The organism is Acrocarpospora catenulata (genome assembly GCF_018476525.1).
GTDB lineage: Bacteria > Actinomycetota > Actinomycetes > Streptosporangiales > Streptosporangiaceae > Acrocarpospora > Acrocarpospora catenulata.
Map to the genome: position 1 here is coordinate 13,775 of NZ_JAHCST010000087.1, position 18,524 is coordinate 32,298.

At 69.2% G+C, this 18,524-nt stretch carries 19 protein-coding genes and 1 tRNA gene; 14 read left to right on the top strand and 6 right to left on the bottom strand.

The genetic code is table 11. The features are described 5' to 3' along the window. Positions 1-2 precede the first annotated feature (2 nt). Positions 3-920 carry a substrate-binding domain-containing protein gene (locus KIP79_RS43035; RefSeq protein ID WP_214110835.1) on the bottom strand — a complete coding sequence of 306 codons (918 nt, stop codon included), beginning with the start codon at positions 918-920 and terminating at the stop codon, positions 3-5. Positions 921-1,032: 112 nt separating this feature from the next. On the opposite strand from KIP79_RS43035, the gene KIP79_RS43040 reads away from it, so the two are divergent. The 4 genes from KIP79_RS43040 to KIP79_RS43055 are packed head-to-tail and all read left to right on the top strand — an operon-like array spanning position 1,033 to position 4,847. Continuing rightward, a complete protein-coding gene (locus tag KIP79_RS43040) occupies positions 1,033-2,142 on the top strand; it encodes a zinc-dependent alcohol dehydrogenase (RefSeq protein WP_214110836.1) in 1,110 nt (369 codons plus the stop codon). Position 2,143: 1 nt separating this feature from the next. Continuing rightward, a complete protein-coding gene (locus tag KIP79_RS43045) occupies positions 2,144-2,836 on the top strand; it encodes a 4-carboxy-4-hydroxy-2-oxoadipate aldolase/oxaloacetate decarboxylase (RefSeq protein WP_214110837.1) in 693 nt (230 codons plus the stop codon). Then, positions 2,833-3,867: an amidohydrolase family protein gene (locus tag KIP79_RS43050; RefSeq protein ID WP_214110838.1), complete on the top strand. Its 1,035-nt coding sequence runs from the start codon at positions 2,833-2,835 to the stop codon at positions 3,865-3,867. Before KIP79_RS43045 ends, KIP79_RS43050 begins: the two co-directional genes overlap by 4 nt. Beyond that, on the top strand, positions 3,855-4,847 hold the full coding sequence (locus tag KIP79_RS43055) for a substrate-binding domain-containing protein (RefSeq protein ID WP_214110839.1): 993 nt from the start codon (positions 3,855-3,857) through the stop codon (positions 4,845-4,847). The genes KIP79_RS43050 and KIP79_RS43055 overlap by 13 nt, the downstream gene beginning before the upstream one ends. A 9-nt stretch (positions 4,848-4,856) precedes the next feature. On the opposite strand, the gene KIP79_RS43060 is transcribed toward KIP79_RS43055, so the two are convergent. Both KIP79_RS43060 and KIP79_RS43065 read right to left on the bottom strand, forming a co-directional pair. Continuing rightward, positions 4,857-6,050 (bottom strand): NAD(P)/FAD-dependent oxidoreductase, encoded by a 1,194-nt coding sequence (locus KIP79_RS43060; protein ID WP_214110840.1) that lies wholly within the window; start codon positions 6,048-6,050, stop codon positions 4,857-4,859. Next, complete coding sequence (locus KIP79_RS43065; protein WP_214110841.1) at positions 6,047-6,370, bottom strand: 2Fe-2S iron-sulfur cluster-binding protein; 324 nt, start codon at positions 6,368-6,370, stop codon at positions 6,047-6,049. The genes KIP79_RS43060 and KIP79_RS43065 overlap by 4 nt, the downstream gene beginning before the upstream one ends. Before the next feature lie 284 nt (positions 6,371-6,654). Between KIP79_RS43065 and KIP79_RS43070 the strand changes: the two genes are divergently transcribed. The 7 genes from KIP79_RS43070 to KIP79_RS43100 all read left to right on the top strand — a co-directional run bounded on the left by KIP79_RS43070 (position 6,655) and on the right by KIP79_RS43100 (position 13,502). After that, entirely contained in the window at positions 6,655-7,545 is an 891-nt protein-coding gene (locus KIP79_RS43070) for a transporter substrate-binding domain-containing protein (protein ID WP_214110842.1), read from the top strand. Between the two features lie 31 nt (positions 7,546-7,576). After that, entirely contained in the window at positions 7,577-8,506 is a 930-nt protein-coding gene (locus tag KIP79_RS43075) for an amino acid ABC transporter permease (protein ID WP_214110843.1), read from the top strand. Continuing rightward, positions 8,503-9,300, top strand: coding sequence for an amino acid ABC transporter ATP-binding protein (locus KIP79_RS43080; protein ID WP_214110844.1), 798 nt, complete (start codon positions 8,503-8,505; stop codon positions 9,298-9,300). Before KIP79_RS43075 ends, KIP79_RS43080 begins: the two co-directional genes overlap by 4 nt. Before the next feature lie 39 nt (positions 9,301-9,339). Then, complete coding sequence (locus tag KIP79_RS43085; protein ID WP_214110845.1) at positions 9,340-10,470, top strand: CapA family protein; 1,131 nt, start codon at positions 9,340-9,342, stop codon at positions 10,468-10,470. Between the two features lie 2 nt (positions 10,471-10,472). Then, entirely contained in the window at positions 10,473-11,252 is a 780-nt protein-coding gene (locus tag KIP79_RS43090; RefSeq protein WP_214110846.1) for an MmgE/PrpD family protein, read from the top strand. Next, positions 11,249-12,643: an MmgE/PrpD family protein gene (locus KIP79_RS43095; RefSeq protein WP_214110847.1), complete on the top strand. Its 1,395-nt coding sequence runs from the start codon at positions 11,249-11,251 to the stop codon at positions 12,641-12,643. Before KIP79_RS43090 ends, KIP79_RS43095 begins: the two co-directional genes overlap by 4 nt. Before the next feature lie 103 nt (positions 12,644-12,746). Continuing rightward, positions 12,747-13,502 carry a FadR/GntR family transcriptional regulator gene (locus KIP79_RS43100; protein ID WP_214110848.1) on the top strand — a complete coding sequence of 252 codons (756 nt, stop codon included), beginning with the start codon at positions 12,747-12,749 and terminating at the stop codon, positions 13,500-13,502. Positions 13,503-13,510: 8 nt separating this feature from the next. Here the strand turns inward: KIP79_RS43100 and KIP79_RS43105 are convergent, their stop codons facing one another. Further along, entirely contained in the window at positions 13,511-13,990 is a 480-nt protein-coding gene (locus KIP79_RS43105; RefSeq protein ID WP_214110849.1) for a hypothetical protein, read from the bottom strand. A gap of 1 nt (position 13,991) precedes the next feature. Then, a complete protein-coding gene (locus KIP79_RS43110) occupies positions 13,992-14,591 on the bottom strand; it encodes a DUF6286 domain-containing protein (RefSeq protein WP_214110850.1) in 600 nt (199 codons plus the stop codon). A 172-nt stretch (positions 14,592-14,763) separates the two neighbouring features. Between KIP79_RS43110 and KIP79_RS43115 the strand changes: the two genes are divergently transcribed. Beyond that, positions 14,764-15,945, top strand: a complete 1,182-nt coding sequence (locus KIP79_RS43115) for an amino acid deaminase/aldolase (RefSeq protein WP_214110851.1) — start codon at positions 14,764-14,766, stop codon at positions 15,943-15,945. Between the two features lie 6 nt (positions 15,946-15,951). Here KIP79_RS43115 and KIP79_RS43120 read toward each other — a convergent pair whose 3' ends face one another. Further along, positions 15,952-16,308: a DUF3618 domain-containing protein gene (locus KIP79_RS43120; protein WP_214110852.1), complete on the bottom strand. Its 357-nt coding sequence runs from the start codon at positions 16,306-16,308 to the stop codon at positions 15,952-15,954. A gap of 197 nt (positions 16,309-16,505) precedes the next feature. On the opposite strand from KIP79_RS43120, the gene bcp reads away from it, so the two are divergent. Next, a complete protein-coding gene (bcp, locus tag KIP79_RS43125; protein ID WP_308170209.1) occupies positions 16,506-16,979 on the top strand; it encodes a thioredoxin-dependent thiol peroxidase in 474 nt (157 codons plus the stop codon). Between the two features lie 80 nt (positions 16,980-17,059). Beyond that, positions 17,060-17,133, top strand: a tRNA-Leu gene (locus tag KIP79_RS43130). Positions 17,134-18,524: the final 1,391 nt, after the last annotated feature.

The window sequence follows — 18,524 nt, forward strand, 5'->3', positions numbered from 1 at the left end:
CCTCAGGCGATCAGGTTGTGCGTGCTCTCGGGGAAGAGGTCCGTCACGGCGGGCGGACGGTCGAGAATGCGCTGGCGCACCGCGTGGGAGATCAGTTCTTCGATCATCGCCAGGTTCGGTGCGATGCCGTAGGGCAGCGGGTCCTGGCCGGTCGTCTCCATCACCCGCCGGTACATCAGGTCGGTGGGGTCGGTGCCCAGGCGTTCGACGTACAGCCTTTTGGCCGCGGCGAACGCCTCGAAGAGTGCGGTCGCCAGTCCGGGATGCTCCTTGAGCAGGTCGTCCCGGACGACGACGAGGTGGTTGATGGGGTAGAGCCCGCGCCGGGCCAGCGCCGCGAAGGCCGCCTCCTCGGCGTCGGGGATCAGCGGCAGGAGGCCGCTTTCCTGCACGCCGATGGCGGCGGCGAGCTCGCCGGTGGCCACCAACGTCGCCAGCTTCGCCCCGGCCCGCATCGGGACGACGTTCGCCGGGGGCAGGTACTCGGCCACGTGCTCGTCGCCGGAGGGCACCCACGTCACCCGCTCCAGGTCGACGCCGTACTCGTCCTGCAGGATGCCCCGCGCCCACACGCCCGTGGTCACGGTGTAGCCGCGGTTGACGCCCACCCTGCGGCCTTCGAGATCCCCCGGCGTCCGGACGCCGGCGCCGCGCACGATGGCGCCGTGGTGGAAGCCGCGGACCAGGAAGATCGGCAGGGCGGTGAAGCGCTTGCCGTGCGCCTTGGCGCAGAGGTAGGTGGTGAACGCCATCTCGCAGACGTCGAACTCCAGGTCCCGCACCATCCGCCGGAACGCGTGGACGAGGACGGGGACCTCCTCGAAGTCGAGGGCGAAACCCTCGGGCGTCACCTGTCCGTCCTTGAGGGCCCGGTTGTTCCCCTGGGTCCTGGTCACCGTCCTGAGCCGTACCGGCGCCATCCGCTCCTCGTCCCTTCCTTCGTCGCTATGTCGCAGGCACGATAACATGATAAGTGTTAGTCCATAAGACCAATCGCTCGCTCCGCGAACACGAACCCAGGGAGAACGGTCCATGGCAGAGCAGGTCCTGGCGGCCGTGCGGACAGGAAGCGGCACCACGGAGTTCCGCGAATACCCGATGCCGGACGTCCCCGATGACGGCGCCCTGCTGAAGGTCGAAGTGGCCGGCATCTGCGGCACCGACGTCAAGATGTACGCGAAACCGGTCATCAACGACCCGGTCATCATGGGACACGAGAACGTCGGGATCATCGCCAAGGCGGGCCGCGTGTTCCGCGAGCGGCAGGGCGTGGCCGAGGGGGACCGGGTCTTCGTCGAGCACTACGTCCCCTGCCGCCGGTGCGCGTGGTGCCATCTCGGCGAGTACCGGCACTGCGAGGCCACCGACTGGCGGACGAACCCGGACGCCCGCCGCTACGGCTACACCTCCGCCGAGAACCCGTACCACCTGTGGGGCGGCTTCGCCGGCTACCTGTACCTCCCGTGGAACGCCGTCCTGCACAAGGTGCCGGAGGGAGTCTCGGCCGAGCTGGCGGGGATCGTGACCCCGCTCTCCAACGGCATCGAGTGGGCGCTGCTGGAGGCCGGCATCGGCTACGACTCCACCGTCCTGATCCAGGGGCCCGGCCAGCAGGGGCTGTCCCAGGTGGTCGCCTGCAAGCAGGCCGGGGCCTCGCTCATCATCGTGACCGGCACGACCCGCGACGCGGCCCGGCTGGAACTCGCCAAGGCGCTGGGCGCCGACCACGTCATCGACATCCAGCTGGAGGATGCCCTGGACCGCATCATGGCCATCACCGGCGGCAAGGGCGTCGACGTCGTTCTCGACTGCACGGCCGGCGCCGGTGTCGCGCCCGTCCTGCTCGGCATCGACGCCCTCAAACGGCGGGCCGGCACCCTGCTGGTCCAGGGGGAGCTGGCGGCCTTCCCCGACTTCCCGATCAAGAAGGTGGCCGAGAAGGCCATCACCGTTCGCAGCGCCCGCGGCCACAGCTACCGCGCCTGTGAACTCGCGATCGCCCAGCTGGCGGCCGGCCGGTTCCCGCTCGACCGGCTCACCACGCACACCTTCGGGCTCGCCGAGGTGGACCGCGCCATCAGGGCGGTCGGCGGCGAGGGCGAGACCGGGGTCATCCACGTGTCCCTGCTGCCGTGGAAGTGACATGGGAATCGTCGTGCGTAACATCCGCCGTGCCGACCGGTCCGTTGTGGACGCCTTCGGGGAGCTCGGCGTGGCGACCATCCACGAGGCGCAGGGCCGTACCGGCCTGCTGGACGTGCGGCTGCGACCGGTTTATCCGGGTGCGCGGGTCAGCGGGAGCGCAGTGACCGTCAGCGTGCCTCCGGGCGACAACTGGATGATCCATGTGGCCGTGGAGCAGTGCCGGGCCGGTGACGTCCTGGTGGTGGCGCCCACGTCCGGGTCCGAGGCGGGCTACTTCGGTGAACTGCTCGCCACCGCGCTACAGGCGCGCGGCGTGCGGGGTCTGGTCATCGACGCCGGGTGCCGCGACGTGCCCGAGCTGGCGCGGATGGCCTTCCCTGTCTGGTCGCGGTACGTCTCGGCCATCGGCACCGTCAAGGAGACCCTCGGCAGCGTCAACGTCCCGATCGTCTGCGCGGGCCAGAGCGTGGCCCCGGGTGACGTGGTGGTCGCCGACGACGACGGCGTCGTCGTGGTGCCCCGACGCGAGGCCGCGCAGGTGCTGGCGGCCTCCCGCGTACGGGAGGAGCGGGAAGCCGTCTCCCGTAAGCGCTACCAGGCCGGAGAACTCAGTCTCGACGTGCAGGACATGCGCGAGCGGCTCGCCCGCAAGGGCCTGCGGTACGTCGACCAGGAAGCGGACCAGCAATGATCATCGACTGTCACGGCCACTACACCACAGCGCCGGGCGCACTCCAGGCGTTCCGCGACGCCCAGCTCGCCCGCCTGGCCGACGGCGCCCTGCCCGAGCCCTCGCTCGCCGACCTCAGCGACGACGCGATCCGGGAGAGCATCGAGACCACGCAGCTGAAGCTGCTACGCGAACGCGGCGGCGACGTCATGCTCTTCTCCCCGAAGGCGTCCGGCATGGAACACCACGTCGCCGACCCGGCCACGGCCCGGGCCTGGGCGCGGGTGTCCAACGAGCTGGTCCACCGAGTGGCCGAGCTGTACCCTCGCCACTTCGCGGGCGTCTGCCAGCTCCCGCAGACACCCGGAGGGCCGCTGGACGACTCGATCACCGAGCTACACCGGTGCGTCGAGGACCTGGGATTCGTCGGATGCAACCTGAACCCGGATCCCTCGGGCGGGTACTGGACGTCCAGACCGCTGACCGACGAGTACTGGTTCCCCCTCTACGAGGCGATGGTGGCGCTGGACGTGCCGGCCATGATCCACGTTTCGGCTTCGTGCAACCCCAACTTCCACGCCCTCGGCGCGCACTACCTCAACGCCGACACCAGCGTGTTCATGCAGCTGGTGCAGGGTGACCTGTTCAGCAGGTTCCCCACCCTGCGGTTGGTGATCCCGCACGGCGGCGGCGCGGTGCCCTACCACTGGGGCCGCTACCGCGGGCTGGCCGACCGGCTCGGCCGGCCGCCGCTCGGCGAGCACGTCATGCGGAACGTCTTCTTCGACACCTGCGTCTACCACCAGGCCGGGATCGACCTGCTGCACCGCGTCATCGACGTGGAGAACATCCTGTTCGCCTCGGAGATGTACGGCGCCGTCCGTGGCGTCGACCCGGAGAGCGGGCACCACTGGGACGACACGTTGCGCTACATCGACAATCTGGACCTGCCCGCCGAGGCCAGGGCGAAGGTCCTGGAGCTGAACGCGCGACGCGTGTATCCCCGCCTCGACGCGCGGCTGACGGCCATGGGCCGGCCGTGCCGAGGCTGAGGCTGACGCTGGCCTGCGGAGACTACGACCGCACGCGCGCTCTGGAAGAAGGCAGTGTACGTCCCGACGGGATCGAGCTGACGTATCTGCGGCTGCCGGTCGAGGAGACGTTCTTCCGGATGATGCGACATCAGGAGTTCGAGATCGCCGAACTGTCGCTGTCGTCCTACGTCGTCTCACTGGGGAGCGATCCGTCGCCGTTCGTCGCGATCCCCGTGTTCCCGTCGCGGAGCTTCCGGCACGGGTCCGTCTACGTCAACTCGGCGGCGGGGATCACGGACCCCGGTGACCTCCGCGGCAAGCTCGTCGGGACGCCGGAGTACCAGCTCACCGCCGCGGTCTGGGTACGCGGCATCCTGGCCGACCTGCACGGCGTTCCGGTGGACTCGGTGACCTACCTGACCGGGGGCCAGGAACAGCCGGGCCGGATCGAGAAGGCCCCGCTGGACCTGCCGGGGAACATCCGCCTCGGGAGCATCCCGGCGGACCGGACCCTGTCCGGGATGCTGGTCGCGGGCGAGATCGACGCGCTCTACACGCCCCGCATCCCGCGACCGTTCGCCGCGCGGGATCCCCGGGTACGGCGGTTGTTCGACGACGTGATCGCCGCCGAGCAGGCCTACCACCGGGCAACGAAGATCTTTCCCATCATGCACGTGGTCGTCATCAGGCGGGACGTCTACGACCGCCACCCCTGGGTGGCCCAGTCGCTCGTCAAGGCGTTCACCCTGGCCAGGGACGAGGCGCGCAGCCGCATCTACGACTCCTCCGCGCTGCGCTTCATGCTTCCCTGGCTGAACCAGCAGCTGGAACAGGCCGAGCAGCTGCTGGGCGCGGACTACTGGTCGTACGGGCTCGCGGCCAACCGCCACACCCTCGCGACCTTCCTGCGCTACCACCACGAGCAGGGCCTGTCCGGACGGGTGCTGAGCCCCGACGAGCTGTTCGCCCCCGAGTCGACCGAGTCGGCGGTGATCTGACCCGGGGCGTCAGCCCGCCGCGGGCACCGGCGAAGCGAGCGTTTTGCGAACGGCCAGGTAGTCCGGTGCGCTGTTGACCGCGTTGACGGCCAGCAGGCGTCCTTGCCGGTAGTACCGGACCGCGAACTTCTCGGTGCCGGGGTCGCCGCGCACCACGATCTGGTCGTATCCGTCCGTCACCCCGGCGATCTGCAGCTTGAGATCGTACTGATCCGACCAGAACCACGGCACATCCGTGTACGGCCGGGGCTTGCCCACAAGGGTCGCGGCCGCCACCCGCGCCTGGCCGACGGCGTTCGGCATCGACTCCAGGCGCAGGCGTCCCTGGCCCGTCAGCGGATTGGGCAGGACGGTGCAGTCACCCGCCGCCACGACGGCCGGCTCGCTGGTGCGGGCGAACTCGTCGACGACGATGCCTCCGTCGCATTCGAGGCCGAGCTGTTCGGCGAGCTCGGTGCGTGGCACCACGCCGACGCCCACCACCACCAGGTCGGCCGGCAACAGCGCGTCCGTGAGCCGTACGCCGGTCACCCGGCCCTGCTCGCCGACGATCGCGGCGACCGTGGCGCCGAGACGGATGTCGACCCCGCGCCTGGCATGCGCCTGCCGGTAGAACTCGGAGATCACGGGGGCCACCGAGCGGGAGATCAGCCGCTCGCCCGCCTCCACGACGGTGACGTTCCTGCCGTGCGACCGGGCGACCGCGGCCGCCTCCAGCCCGATGAAGCCGCCCCCGATGACCACGACGTCGCGTGCCCGTGCGAGGTGGGCGCGGAGCCGGGTGGCGTCGTCGAGGACCCGCAGGTAGCAGACGCCGTCGAGGTCGGCGCCTGGCAGCGGGAGGCGCCGGGGCCGGGCTCCCACCGTCAGGGCCAGCCGGTCGAACACCAGCCTGCGACCGCGCTCGGTCAGCGCGGTGCCGGCGCCGGGCGGGCCGGCGGGCGAGAGCTGGAGCCGGACGATCCGGTCCGCGGTCACGACGTCGATGCCCCGTTCGGCGTAGAAGCCCGGCGTGCGCAGGTGGAGCGAGGCGAGGTCCGCGGTCCCGGCGAGGAACTCCTTGGACAGGGGCGGGCGCTGGTACGGCGGCTGCGCCTCCGCGCCGACCAGGGTGATCGGGCCGTCGTACCCGTAGTCGCGCATCGAGGCGGCCACCTGGATGCCTGCCTGGCCGGCGCCGACGATGAGCGCTCCGCCGTTCACGGCTGCGCCTCGGGGCACTCGACGGTCAGGCCCTCCAGGGCTTCGGTGACGGTGATCTGGCAGGCCAGGCGGCTGGTCGGGCGGCGGTCCGACACGGCAAGGTCCAGCATGTCGTCCTCAAGGTCGGCCGGGGAGCCCACGAGTGGCAGGAAGTCCTCGTGGACGTAGACGTGGCAGGTGGCACACGAGAGGTTGCCGCCGCACTCCCCCACGATGCCGGGAACGCCGTTCCTGACCGCCGTCGCCATGACGGAGTCGCCCACCGCCGCATCGATGGTGCGCCGCGCCCCGCCGAGGGCGACAAAGATGACCTTGGGCACGCTTGGTTCCTCTCCTGGTAATGGACTAACCATTATACTATAGAGGTCGCCTGTCGAACGTAACCCCTGCCGACGAGCACAACGGGCAGAGCCTGCGTCACCTCTTGCCTGGGACGTAACACGCGCGTAAACTCCGGTCAAACGGTCAGACCTTTAGTCCAAGCGACACGGCCGAGTCGGGCATCCAGCTGGGTGCGACGCCGTGAATCACCGTCAAGCTGTCCCGATCGCGGGCGGGACATCTGCATTTCGCCAGAACCGCAACACACCCTGAAAGGCGCATCATGCGACACGCATATCCTCGAATCGCCGCCGCGGCGGCCATTATGCTCGCGGTTCTGGCCCCAGCCGGCTGTGGCACCACCGATGGCGACAGTTCGGCGTCCGCGGACAAGCCCTCGGCCGTACCCGACAGCAAGATGGTCAAGGAACTGCACGACCAGCTGCCGGACGCCATCAAGCAAGCCGGGGTGATCCGGTTCGCCGGCAACTCCAGCTCACCGTTCCGGATCGTCAAAGGCGACCAGGTCACCGGGCTCGACCCGGACATCGAGAACGCGCTGGCAGCGGTCCTCGGCGTGACGGCGGAGCTCACTCTCGTCGGTGACAACGGCATCGCGCGCGAGGGGATTCTCTCCGGACGCTTCGACGTCGCGAACGGGCCGTCCTTCCCCACCTCCGACCGGCAGATGTTCGGAAATGTCACCTATATCAACGTTGGGCAGGCGTTCCTCGTACCGCCGCAGGACACCGCCACGAAGACCTGGACCGACCTCTGCGGCAAGCGCATCGGCGCGGTCAAGGGCTTCCTGCCCGAAGACCCGCTGCCCACCATGTCCAAGAAGTGCGGCGAAGAAGGAAAGCCGGAGATGGAACTGGTCGGCCTGGCCGACCCCAACACGATCGTGCTCTCGCTCAAGGCGGGGCGGGTCGACGCCGCGTCCCTGAACGCGGCGATCTCCGGCTACATCGCGAGCACCACGGACCTCAGCCTGATCCCCGCCGCCGACCACAAGCAGCGCATGGCCCTGCTGACCACCATGGAGCTGGCTCCGGTCTTCCACAAGGCGTTCGAGGTCCTCTTCAAGAACGGCGATTACGACGCAATTCTCCAGAAGTGGGGCATGACCGATGTCCGAGACGACGCTCCCAGGCTCAACTACCTCGAAAAATAACGAGGCCGGGTCTGTGGAAGGGAGTGTGGCCATGACGCTGACGGCCCCTTCGATCGACGCGGCGGAAGACGTCGCTCAGGCGAAGCCACGTATCCGCGTGTGGCGATGGGTCACCGGAACCGTCTTCACCCTGTTCGCGATCCAGTTCGCGCACTTTCTGGTGACGAACGAACGCTTCGAATGGCCGGTGGTGTGGGAGTACCTCTTCGATAAATCGATCATGGAGGGCATCCGGACGACCCTCACGCTCTGGCTGGTCGTCATCGTGCTCGGCACCGTCGCGGGCGTGTGCGTGGCGCTGGCCAAGCTGAGTTCGTACGCGCCGTCCCGTTGGCTGGCCACGGCGTACGTGAGCGTCTTCGTGGCGATCCCGCCGCTGGTCCAGCTCATCTTCTGGTTCAACCTCGCGTACCTGCAGCCGGAGATATCGATCCGGATCCCGTTCGGGCCGGTCTTTCACAGCTGGCCGACCAACGTGGTCATCTCGACCTGGACCGCGGCCGTGCTCGCCCTCGCGATCGTCGAGTCCGCGTACATGTCGGAGATCATTCGCGGCGGGATCCTCGGGGTCGACGCCGGGCAGACCGAGGCCTCGAAGGCGGTCGGGTTCGGGTCTGGGGTCACCTTCTTCAAGATCATCGTTCCGCAGGCCCTGCGCATCATCCTTCCCGCCTGGGGAACGCGCCTGGTCACCGTGCTCAAGGCGACGTCCCTGGTGAGCATCGTCGCGCTCACCGACCTGCTCCGCTCAGTCCAGGAGATCTACAACGTGACCTATCAGACCATCCCGCTCCTGCTGGTGGCCTGTTTCTGGTACCTCGTCATGGTCACCGTCCTGACCACCGTGCGTAACCAGCTTGAGCGTCGTTTCTCACGTGGTCACGACGTGGGCGGCCCCGCCCGTACGGGCCGGGTCCGGACCGCTCGGCGCCAGGCCAACCGGGTGGCGGTGGACGGATGAGCGTCAACGGGGTTTCGCACGAGAAGCAGGAGCCCGTGCTCCGGGTGGCGCGCGTGCGCAAGAACTACGGATCCTTCACCGCGCTCGACGGAGTGAGCCTGGACGTCGAGAGCGGCGAGGTCGTCGCCGTGATCGGCCCGTCCGGCTCCGGCAAGTCGACGCTGGTGCGCTGCATCGACCAGCTGGTCGGCATCGACGGCGGGGCGATCTACCTGGACGGCGAACTGCTCGGGTACGAGCGACGCCGCGGCACCCTGCGGCCGATGAAGAACGCGCGGATCGCGGCGCAGCGCAGGCGGATGGGGATGGTGTTCCAGAACTTCAACCTGTTCCCCCACCTCACCGTCCGGGAGAACATCACCGAGGTGCTCCGCAGGAGCCACGGCGTCAGCAAACCGGACGCCGACCGCCGGGCGCTCGAAGTACTCGACCGGGTCGGCATCGGCGAGAAGGCCGATCACTATCCGCGCCGGCTGTCGGGCGGTCAGCAGCAGCGGGTCGCGATCGCACGGGCGGTGGCGCCGTCACCGCGGATCATGCTCTTCGACGAGCCGACGAGCTCGCTGGATCCCGCCCTGGTCAGCGAGGTCCTCACGGTCATGCAGGACCTGGCGGAAGCCGGCCACACGATGGTGGTGGTCACCCATGAGATCCGCTTCGCACACGACGTGGCCGACCGGTGTGTCTTCATGCGCCAGGGCCGGATCGTCGAGGAGGGACCGGCGAAACGGATGCTCACCGGCCCCGCGACCGACGAGCTGCGCGATTTCCTCTCGCATGTGGGATCGCTCTGAGATGACCAACGACAAGGACAGACATACGCAATGGCAGATATGACGGCGACAGAAGAGACGTTGACGCTCATCGCGGGAGGGGACATCGCGCCGGTGGTCCAGCCGGTGGACCGGTTGGCTGACAAGATCCTGCCGATCCTGCTGGAGGCCGACTTCCGGTTCGGGCAGTGCGAGCGGACCTACTCGACGCGCGGCTCGTACACGCGGTGGCAGACGGAGTCCCGGGGCAGCCACAGCCGCCTCGATCCCGAGTTCGCCACCATCTTCAAGGCGGCCCACATCGACGTCGCGTCCGTGGCGTCCAACCACTCGATGGACTTCGGCACCGAACCCCTGCTGGACACCATCGACCTCTTCGACTCGTGGGGGATCAAGGTCGTCGGCGGTGGACGTACGGAGGAGGAAGCCCGGCGTCCGGTCATCGTCGAGACCAACGGGGTGAAGGTCGCCATCCTGAGCTACTGCTCGGTGGTCCGCGACGGGCAGCAGGCGGTGGGGTCGACCCCGGGCATCGCCACCCTGCGTGCCCGCACGTGGTACGAGGTCGAATCGTCCCAGCCCGGCACTCCTCCCGCGGTGCACACCGCACCGATCATGGAGGACCTGCACGCCATGGAGGCGGACGTGCGCCGGGCCAGGGAAGCCGCCGACGCCGTCGTGGTGTCGATGCACTGGGGGCTCCACTTCGTCCCCAAGACCATCTGCGACTACCAGCCGGTGATGGCGCACGCCGCCATCGACGCCGGCGCCGACGTGATCGTCGGCCACCACCCTCACCTGATCAAGGGGGTGGAGGTGTACCGGGGCAAGGCGATCCTGTACAGCATCGGCAACTTCCTGACCACGGGCAATCTGCTCGAAGGCCGCCCCAGGGCGATGTGGAACCTCCACTGGTGGGATCCGTACTGGGACAAGGGGTCGCTCTACGCCTTCCCGAAGGACTGCAAGCACGCGCTCCTGCCCAAGATGACCTTCACCAGGGACGGCGTCGCCCGGGTCGCCCTGATCCCCGTCTACATCAACCGCCTCGCCCAGCCCGAGCCACTGGCCCACGGCACCGCGCTGTTCGACGAGGCGCTGGAATACCTCGAATGGACGTCGGAACCGTTCCCCCATGAGTTCGTCGTCGAGGGCGACGAGATCGTGGTCCGGCCGGATCAGGCGAGCTAGCGGTGCACGAGACCGAGCGACTGGCCGCCTTCTTCGCCACCTTGGGCCGGGACGGCCTTCCCGCTGTGGCCGTCTCGGCGGCGAGGACCGCACTGCGGCGGGTCGTCGAGGCCGCGTCGGCGGACCCCGCGTCCAGAGCCGTCGCGGCCCTCGGGGAACGGGTGGCCGGGGCGGGGTCCGCGACCGTCCTGGCGACCGGAGCCTTGATCACCGCGCCGTGGGCCGCCTTCGCGAACGCGGTGGCGGCGGCTGGCCGTCCTGGCCGGACCGCGGATGTGGCGATCGTCGCCGCGGCGCTGGCCTGTGCGCAGCAGGCCGGCGCGGACGACGACGAGTTGCTCGTCGCCGTGGTCGCGGGGCGCGAATGCGCGGCCAGGATGGCGGCGGCCTGCGACGAATCCATCGCCCAGTTCGATCGGATCGCCGTCTACGGCGCAACCGCCGCCACGGTGGCCGCGGGGTGCGCGCTGGGTCTGGACCGGGCCCAGCTGGTCAACGCCCTGGGCGTCGTCGGCAGCATGTCGGGCGGCGTCACCGAACACCGGCGGTACGACCGTCCGTTCGCCCTCGAACGGATTCAGTCCTACGGCTGGCCGGCGCAGAGCGCGGTGACAGCGGCGCTGCTGGCACAGCGTGGCTTCACCGGGCCCCGTTCTGTGCTGGAGGGCGAGAACGGAGTCTGCCGCTCCTTCTCCACCGCCGGCGATCCCCGCATCGAGGAGCTCATCATGGGCCTGGACTCTCGAACGTTCGTGTCCGCCGGGGCGGGAGAGCTTTCGTGAGCACCCCAGAGCCGGCCACCGCACTGCTGGCGGAATGGGCAGCGGCGCAGACCTGGGACCTCCTCCCCTCCGACGTGATCGACACGGCCAAACGCTCCGTGCGCGACATCATCGGCGTCGCACTGTTCGCGAGCCGGCTGGAGTGGTCAGAACTGGTCGCCGGGATGGCGGGAGCGACCGCGGCCCCCGGGCGCTCCACGGTATGGGGGACGCCGGCCCGTCTGTCCGCGCCCTACGCGGCGCTCACCAACGGCACGGCGGCGCACGGCATCGAGATGGACGATCGCTGCGCCACCCTGGACATTCACAACGGGGCACCGACTGTCTCGGCGGCGGTCGCGGTCGCGGAGGAGTACGGCCGCAGCGGGCGCGACGTCATCCTCGGCGTGGTCTGCGGGTACGAAGTCGCCTTCCGTCTCGCCCGCGCGACGGCGCGACGGGTCTGGCCACGCTTCCACATCGACGGCCTGTGGACGGTGTTCGGCGCCGCGGCGGCCGCCGGCAAGGTGCTCGGTCTCGATGCGCGTGGCCTGGTCAACGCCATGGGGCTGGCCGGCGGCATGGCGTCAGGGCTGATGGAGTTCAGCAATGACAGCCGGGGCACGATGGTGAAACGCCTGCAGGGGGGAGGGTGGCCCGCGTACTGCGGGGTCACCTCCGCCCTGCTCGCCGCCGAGGGCATGGACGCCCCTCCTTCGTCGCTGGAGGGGCCCATGGGGATCTGCCGGTCCTTCTCGGGAGCCCTGGTGCCGGACCTGCCGGCGCTCACCGCCGGCCTCGGGACCGGCTACGAGATCCGCCTGTGGGAGACGAAGGCCTACGGCGCACGCGGCAGCTACAGCAGCGGCGTCGACGCGGTGGGCGAGATCATGCGGGAGCACGCGCTGCCGGTGTCCGCGATAGCTCGGATCGAGCTCGGATGTTCGACGCGTATCTATACCAAGGCCATCGGACCGCAGCCGGAGTCCATCATGGCGGCCCAGTACCACCTGGGTTTCGTCGTGGCGGTGAGCCTCCACCACGACCTGCGCGATCCCTCGGTGTGGGAGACCGCCATCCTGCGCGACCCCGCCGTGCTGGACACCTTCCGGCGCGTGGAGATCCGCGAGGACGAGGAGGCCAATGACCTCCACGCCAGGACCGGGAGGGCGTCGGCCATGCGCGCCAGGGTCGTGACCAGGGACGGTCGTTCCTTCGAGGCCTTCGTGCTGGGCGGCAAGGGAACGCCGGAGAACCCGATGACCCACGACGACGTCGTCGGCAAGTTCGAACTCCTGGCCGGGCGAGCTCTCGGCCGGGCACGCACGCGGGAACTCGGTGCCCGGATCGACGACCTGGACGGCGGCGGTCCGCTCGTCCTCCGGGACCTCTTCGAGGGCGCCGAACAGTAGTCGCCGCTTCGGTCGGCCTTTGGTCTAGTGGTATGACATTATTTCCTTGGGAGGCTCCACGCATCAGCGACCGAACGACCATCGAACACGAGGAATGAACGTTATGGCAGCTGCGAAGGCTGAGCTTGCCGGCACCGATGACGCCGACATGTTCAAGTCGGTGTCGATCAACCGTGCCTCGCAGATCATCGTGGACCAAGTGAAGGCGCTGCTCCGGCAGGGCAGACTCAAGCCCGGCGACCGGCTGCCCAGCGAGCGCGAACTCTGCGAACGCTTCGGGGTCAGCCGGGTAACCGTCCGGGAGGCGCTGCGCGTCCTGGAGGCCGGCGGGCTCATCGAGATCCGCGTCGGCGCGCGCGGCGGTGCCTTCGTCACCTCACCGACGTCCGAGCAGATCGGCGAGGGCCTCGCCGATCTGATCACCCTCTCCCCGCTCACCGCGACCGAGGTGACCGAGGCACGGCAGGTCTTCGAACTCGGCATCGTCCCCCTCGTGGTCGAGCGGGCCACCACAGAGGACATCGCGGCGCTGCGCGACATGGTGCGCGCCCACCAGACGGCTCTCGACCGCGGTGAGTACGCCATGTCGATGTCGGCCGACTTCCATGTGCGGGTCGCCGCGTGCACCCACAACCCGGCCATCGAGATGCTCGTGCAGTCCTTCCACGGCCCGTTGCTCATGTCGCTGCTCGAAGCGCAGGTGGTGGCACCGCTGATGGGCTACCGCGGTTCCGAGGAGCACAGCGCCTTCATCGACGCGATCGCCACCCGTGACGTCGAGCGGGCCATGTCGATCATGCGCGAGCATCTGCAGCGCACCGCCGACCGGGTCAGCCAGAACCCGGAAGCGAGCCGGTAGGCACCGCTTCAGCGCCGCCTGACGTGCAGGCGGACCACGACCGGCAGCGCGGAGTACGGGCCGAGGACACCGCGCACCCGGGACACCGCCTGCCGGTCGAGCAGCCGGGCCAGCTCCCCCAGCGGCGCCCCCGGCCGGCACCGTACCGTGATCTCGGTACGCCTGCCGCCGACCACCCGGACCTGGAGCCGATCCACGCCGTCCACGCTCTGCAACGCCACCCCGAGCATCGCGGTACCGGTGCCCTCGCGGGAGCCGTACCGCCGCCAGCCCAGGGAGAGCACCAGCCACCGGGTGGCCGCCATGGCCAGCAACGCCACCAGCGCGCCTCCGATGGACCGCGCCCAGGGACTGCCCGCCAGATACTCCAGGTCGAACACCTTCAGATCGGGCCGCGCCTGGAGCGCCCACAGCCCGTAACCACCGGCCCAGAGCAGCACCGCCCCGGCCACACCGATCCCGATCCGGTCTCCCAACGGCGGACGCATGTCAGATCCTCCTCCGGCGAAGCCGCACCACGACCTCGTGGCGTCCGTACAGGGCCAAAGTCTGGAGGCGGTCGCCCACGGCGGCGCCCACTTCGCGGAGCAGGTCACCGGTACGCCGTGCGTCGGTCACCACGGTCACCTCGATCTGGCCGCTCTGCAGGCGCACATAGGCCAGGTCGGCGCCGGTCACGCCGAGCGCGGCGGCGGCCAGGGTGCGGCGCAGTCCCTGCCGGGTGATGCCGATCACCACGCTCCCCTCCACGGTCTCCAGCGGCACCAGCCGGGGCCGGCCGGGAATCACGGCCAGGATCACCAGCAGCGCCCCCACCGCCAGCGCGGCTCCCGCCACGTAGGGCATCGCCGGATTCCGCCAGGTCAGTTCGAGCAGGCCGGGCGCGAGCGACCATTCGCGCGGTGCGGCCAGCCAAGCCTCGACCACCTCAGCGGTGATCCACCAGGCCGTGACCGCGGTGACCGCGGCCACCGCGACACCCGCCGGGGCCCGTCCCGGGCGCAAAATCCTGGCCGCCCGCCGAGCCGCCGTCCCACGGCGGGCGGTCTGGGCCGGAGCGGGAGCCAGGATCTCCTCTACGGTGCTCATGGTCACACAGGGATACACGTGCGCCGCCCGCCCGGCGAGGCTCACCCGCGCCTTTGCCCGATCATGCCGGGAGATGGCACGAGTGTTTGCCGGTTCCACGGTTAACATGAACACACCTCATATACATCGGGCGCGGGGTCCCCTGCCGCCGACCGTGATGCCGGGAGATCCCATGACATCCGCCGAAGGCTCCGCAGCGCGTTACGACCAGGCCACCGCCGGGCTGGAGCCCCCCTTCGCGCTCGTCGACCTGGACGCGCTCCGCGCCAACGCCGATGACATGGTCCGCCGCGGCCGCGGCAAGCCGATCCGGGTGGCCAGCAAGTCGATCCGCAGCCGGGAGATCCTCGCCCGGGTGCTCGCGTTGCCCGGGTTCCGGGGAATCATGGCGTACACCCTGGATGAGGCGCTCTGGCTGGTCTCCTGCGGATTCACCGACATCCTGGTCGCGTACCCGACCACCGACCGGGGGGCGATCGCCCGGCTGGGGGCCGACCCGCGCGCCGCCCGGGAGATCACTCTGACCATCGACTCCACCGACCACCTGGACCTCCTCCACGGCCACCCCGAAGAGATCCGGATATGTCTGGACATCGATGCGAGCTACGTGGCGCTGGCCGGGAAGTTCCGCGCGGGCGCCCTCCGCTCCCCCATCCGGGAACCCGACCAGGCCGCCGAACTCGCCACCCAGGTCGTCAAACGCCCAGGGGTCCGCCTCACCGGCCTGCTCGCCTACGAGGGCCAGATCGCCGGAGTGGGCGACCGCCAACCCGGTCTGTACGGCCTGGCCGTCCGCCACATGCAGCGCCTCTCCCGGCGGGAACTGATCGTCCGCCGGGGCCGGATCGTGCAGGCCGTACGGGAGGTGGCCGAGCTGGAGTTCGTCAACGGCGGCGGCACCGGAAGCCTGGAGAAGACCACCGGCGAGAAGGCGATCACCGAGTTGGCCGCCGGCTCCGGCTTCTACCACCCGCGTCTGTTCGACTTCTACCGGGGCTTCACCGGTATCCCCGCCGCCCTCTTCGCGCTGCCCGTGGCCCGCAAGCCCGCCCCCGGCGTGGCCACCGTCCTCGGCGGCGGCTACTCCGCCTCCGGCGCGCCCGGCCCGACCCGGCTGCCCCAGCCGTACCTGCCCGCCGGTCTGCGTTACCACCCCGACGAGGGCGCGGGCGAGGTCCAGACCCCGCTCCTCGGCGAGGCCGCCCACGACCTACGCGTCGGCGACCGCGTCTGGTTCCGCCACGCCAAGGCCGGCGAACTCTGCGAACACTTCCCCGTCCTCCACCTCATCGAGGGCGACCGCGTGATCGGCGAGGTTCCCACCTATCGGGGCGAGGGCAAGACGTTCCTCTGATCTGCCCTAGCGGCGGCGGCGACGGCGGGTGAGCACGATGGCCGCGCCCACGGCCAGGACGACGCCCACGCCGATCAACAGGGGGGCGAAATTGAGCGGAGTCGGTTCCGCCCAGGTCTCCTGGTCCGTCTCTTCCGGGGAATGCCCGTTCACGGACGGGGCGGGCGCCTGCCCGTTGCTCCCCAGGACGAGGTCGCCGAGGGCGGTGACCATCTGGCCGGCCTGGGCCTTCACCTTGGCCACGTTCCGTTCCGCGACCTTCTTGGGGCTCACCCGGTCGGCGATGGCGTCTACCGTACGAGCCAGTTCCGCGCGGGTACGCTCGATCTTCCGCTCCAGCGCGGCGGGATCGGTGTCCGCCATGGGCGATCCCCTCCTGTCCATATCGTGTCGTCTGTGACCAGCGTGAGCGCGGTGTGCACAGCATTTGACCGGTGTTCGATCAGTGTGCCAGGTCGGGTCCGCACCCTGGACGTCGCCCGACCCGGTAGTTTGTTGCCGTCACGGCGGTAGCCATCCCGCCGTCACTCGATATGCCCGACCTTGCCCGCGGAGGCGAAGTGAGCCAGCCCAAGCTGCAACCCGGTGACCCCGCGCCGGACTTCATCCTGCCCGACGCCAACGGCGAAAACGTGGCGCTCAAGGACCTCCGCGGCAAACGCGTCATCCTCTACTTCTACCCTGCCGCGATGACCCCCGGCTGCACCAAGCAGGCCTGCGACTTCCGCGACAACCTCGGCTCGCTCACCACCCAGGGCTTCACCGTCCTCGGCGTCTCCAAGGACAAGCCGGCCAAACTCCAGCAGTTCATCGAACGCGACGCCCTCACCTTCCCGCTGCTCTCCGATCCCGACCTCGCCGTCCACCAGGCGTACGGCGCCTACGGCGAGAAGCAGAACTACGGCAAGACCATCACCGGCGTCCTCCGCTCCACCTTCGTCATCTCCCCCGACGGCGAAATCGAAAAGGCCCTCTACAACGTGAAAGCCACCGGCCACGTAGCCCGCCTCCTAAAAGAATTGGGCATTTCCTAACCCCGGAAAACCGGGTGTCTCCGACCCTCCCCGACGCGGTAAGATAGGCGGCACCCGGCCCAGCCCGGAAAAAATCAAATGGGGTTGTGGCCCAATTGGCAGAGGCACATGACTTAGGATCATGCCGGTGCGGGTTCGAGTCCCGCCAGCCCCACGAACGACTGACCCTGGGTGGTCGGAAGCTGGCGCTTCCTCCCTCAGGGTCTTTTCGTCGTTCACACGGGGGGACGACCCCCCGAGCCCCCCGATGTGGGGGCGCCGCCCCCCCACGCCCCCAGGTCGTTATGGTGTTTGCCGTGGTTGGGTAAGCGAGCATTGGCTCCTGCGGTAGGGGTGTCACCTCCACACCTCAAGGGCGTTTGTCATCTTGGGGTAAGCGAGCATTGGCTCCACAGCAGGGGCATCGGCCCCACTCTTTCAGGTCACTTGTCGTGTTTGTCGTGTTTGGGTAAGCGGGCATTGGCTCCGCGGTAGGGGTGTTGGCCTCACGCCTCCAGGTCGTTCGTCGTGTTTGTCGTGTTTGTCGTAGGTGAGCGTTGGCTCCACGCGGCGCGGTATATGGTCGCGAGCTGGCGCTGGTTCCCTGGGGCTACTCGTCGGCCGCACAGGGGCGATCCCCAGAACCCCTCCATCTGGGGGTCGAGGTAGGGGATCGAGGCGGGGAGACGAAGTGGGGCAAAGCCTCGGCCGTCGTCTTCACCATGGACCGCAACAGGTCCGGGTCGTTGGTCTCAAGTTCGCGTGCCAACTAGCCGGCAGAGTCCACCCTGTCGTTCACGGCCATCGCATTCGCCTCCTTCGATCTTGGTATCACTACCGGAAGGATCACGCGATGGCCATCCTCATTTCACGACGCCACGCCTGCTACCAGCGGAAACTCGTACACCACCTCCATTGACGCAACCCGGCAATCTGAATCATCGCCTGCGGACGCGCCATCCACCTGCCCCGGCCGAGCCGGGTCCGACCGAAGGCCAAACCCAGCGAAGCCGCCGGACACGCCATCCACCTGCCCCGCGGAGCCAGCTCGGACCGAAGGCCAACTCGGCGAACAGGAAGACCACGACCAGAGCGAACACCACGGTATCCACAGAAACGACCCCACCAGCGAAAACGTGCACCCAACGCCGAGTACAACCGAAACCACGACGAACACGGCGGCCCAGACAACTCTCAGCCCGACACAGCCGGATCGGACCGAAGGCCAAACCCAGCGAAGCCACCGGACACGCCATCCACCTGCCCCGCGGAGCCAACTCGGACCGAAGGCCAAACCGGCGAACAGGAAGACCACGACCAGAGCGAACACCACGGTATCCACAGAAACGACCCCACCAGCGAAAACGTGCACCCAACGCCGAGTACAACCGAAACCACGACGAACGCGGCGACCCGGACGACTCTCAGCCCGACGCAGCCGGGACCCAAGGTCAAACCCGGCGAAGCCGCCAACACGCCATCCGCCTGCCCGGCGGAGCCAGCTCGGGCCGAAGGTCAACCCGGCGGAGCCGTCGGACGCGCCCTCCGCCTGCCCGGCGGAGCCGG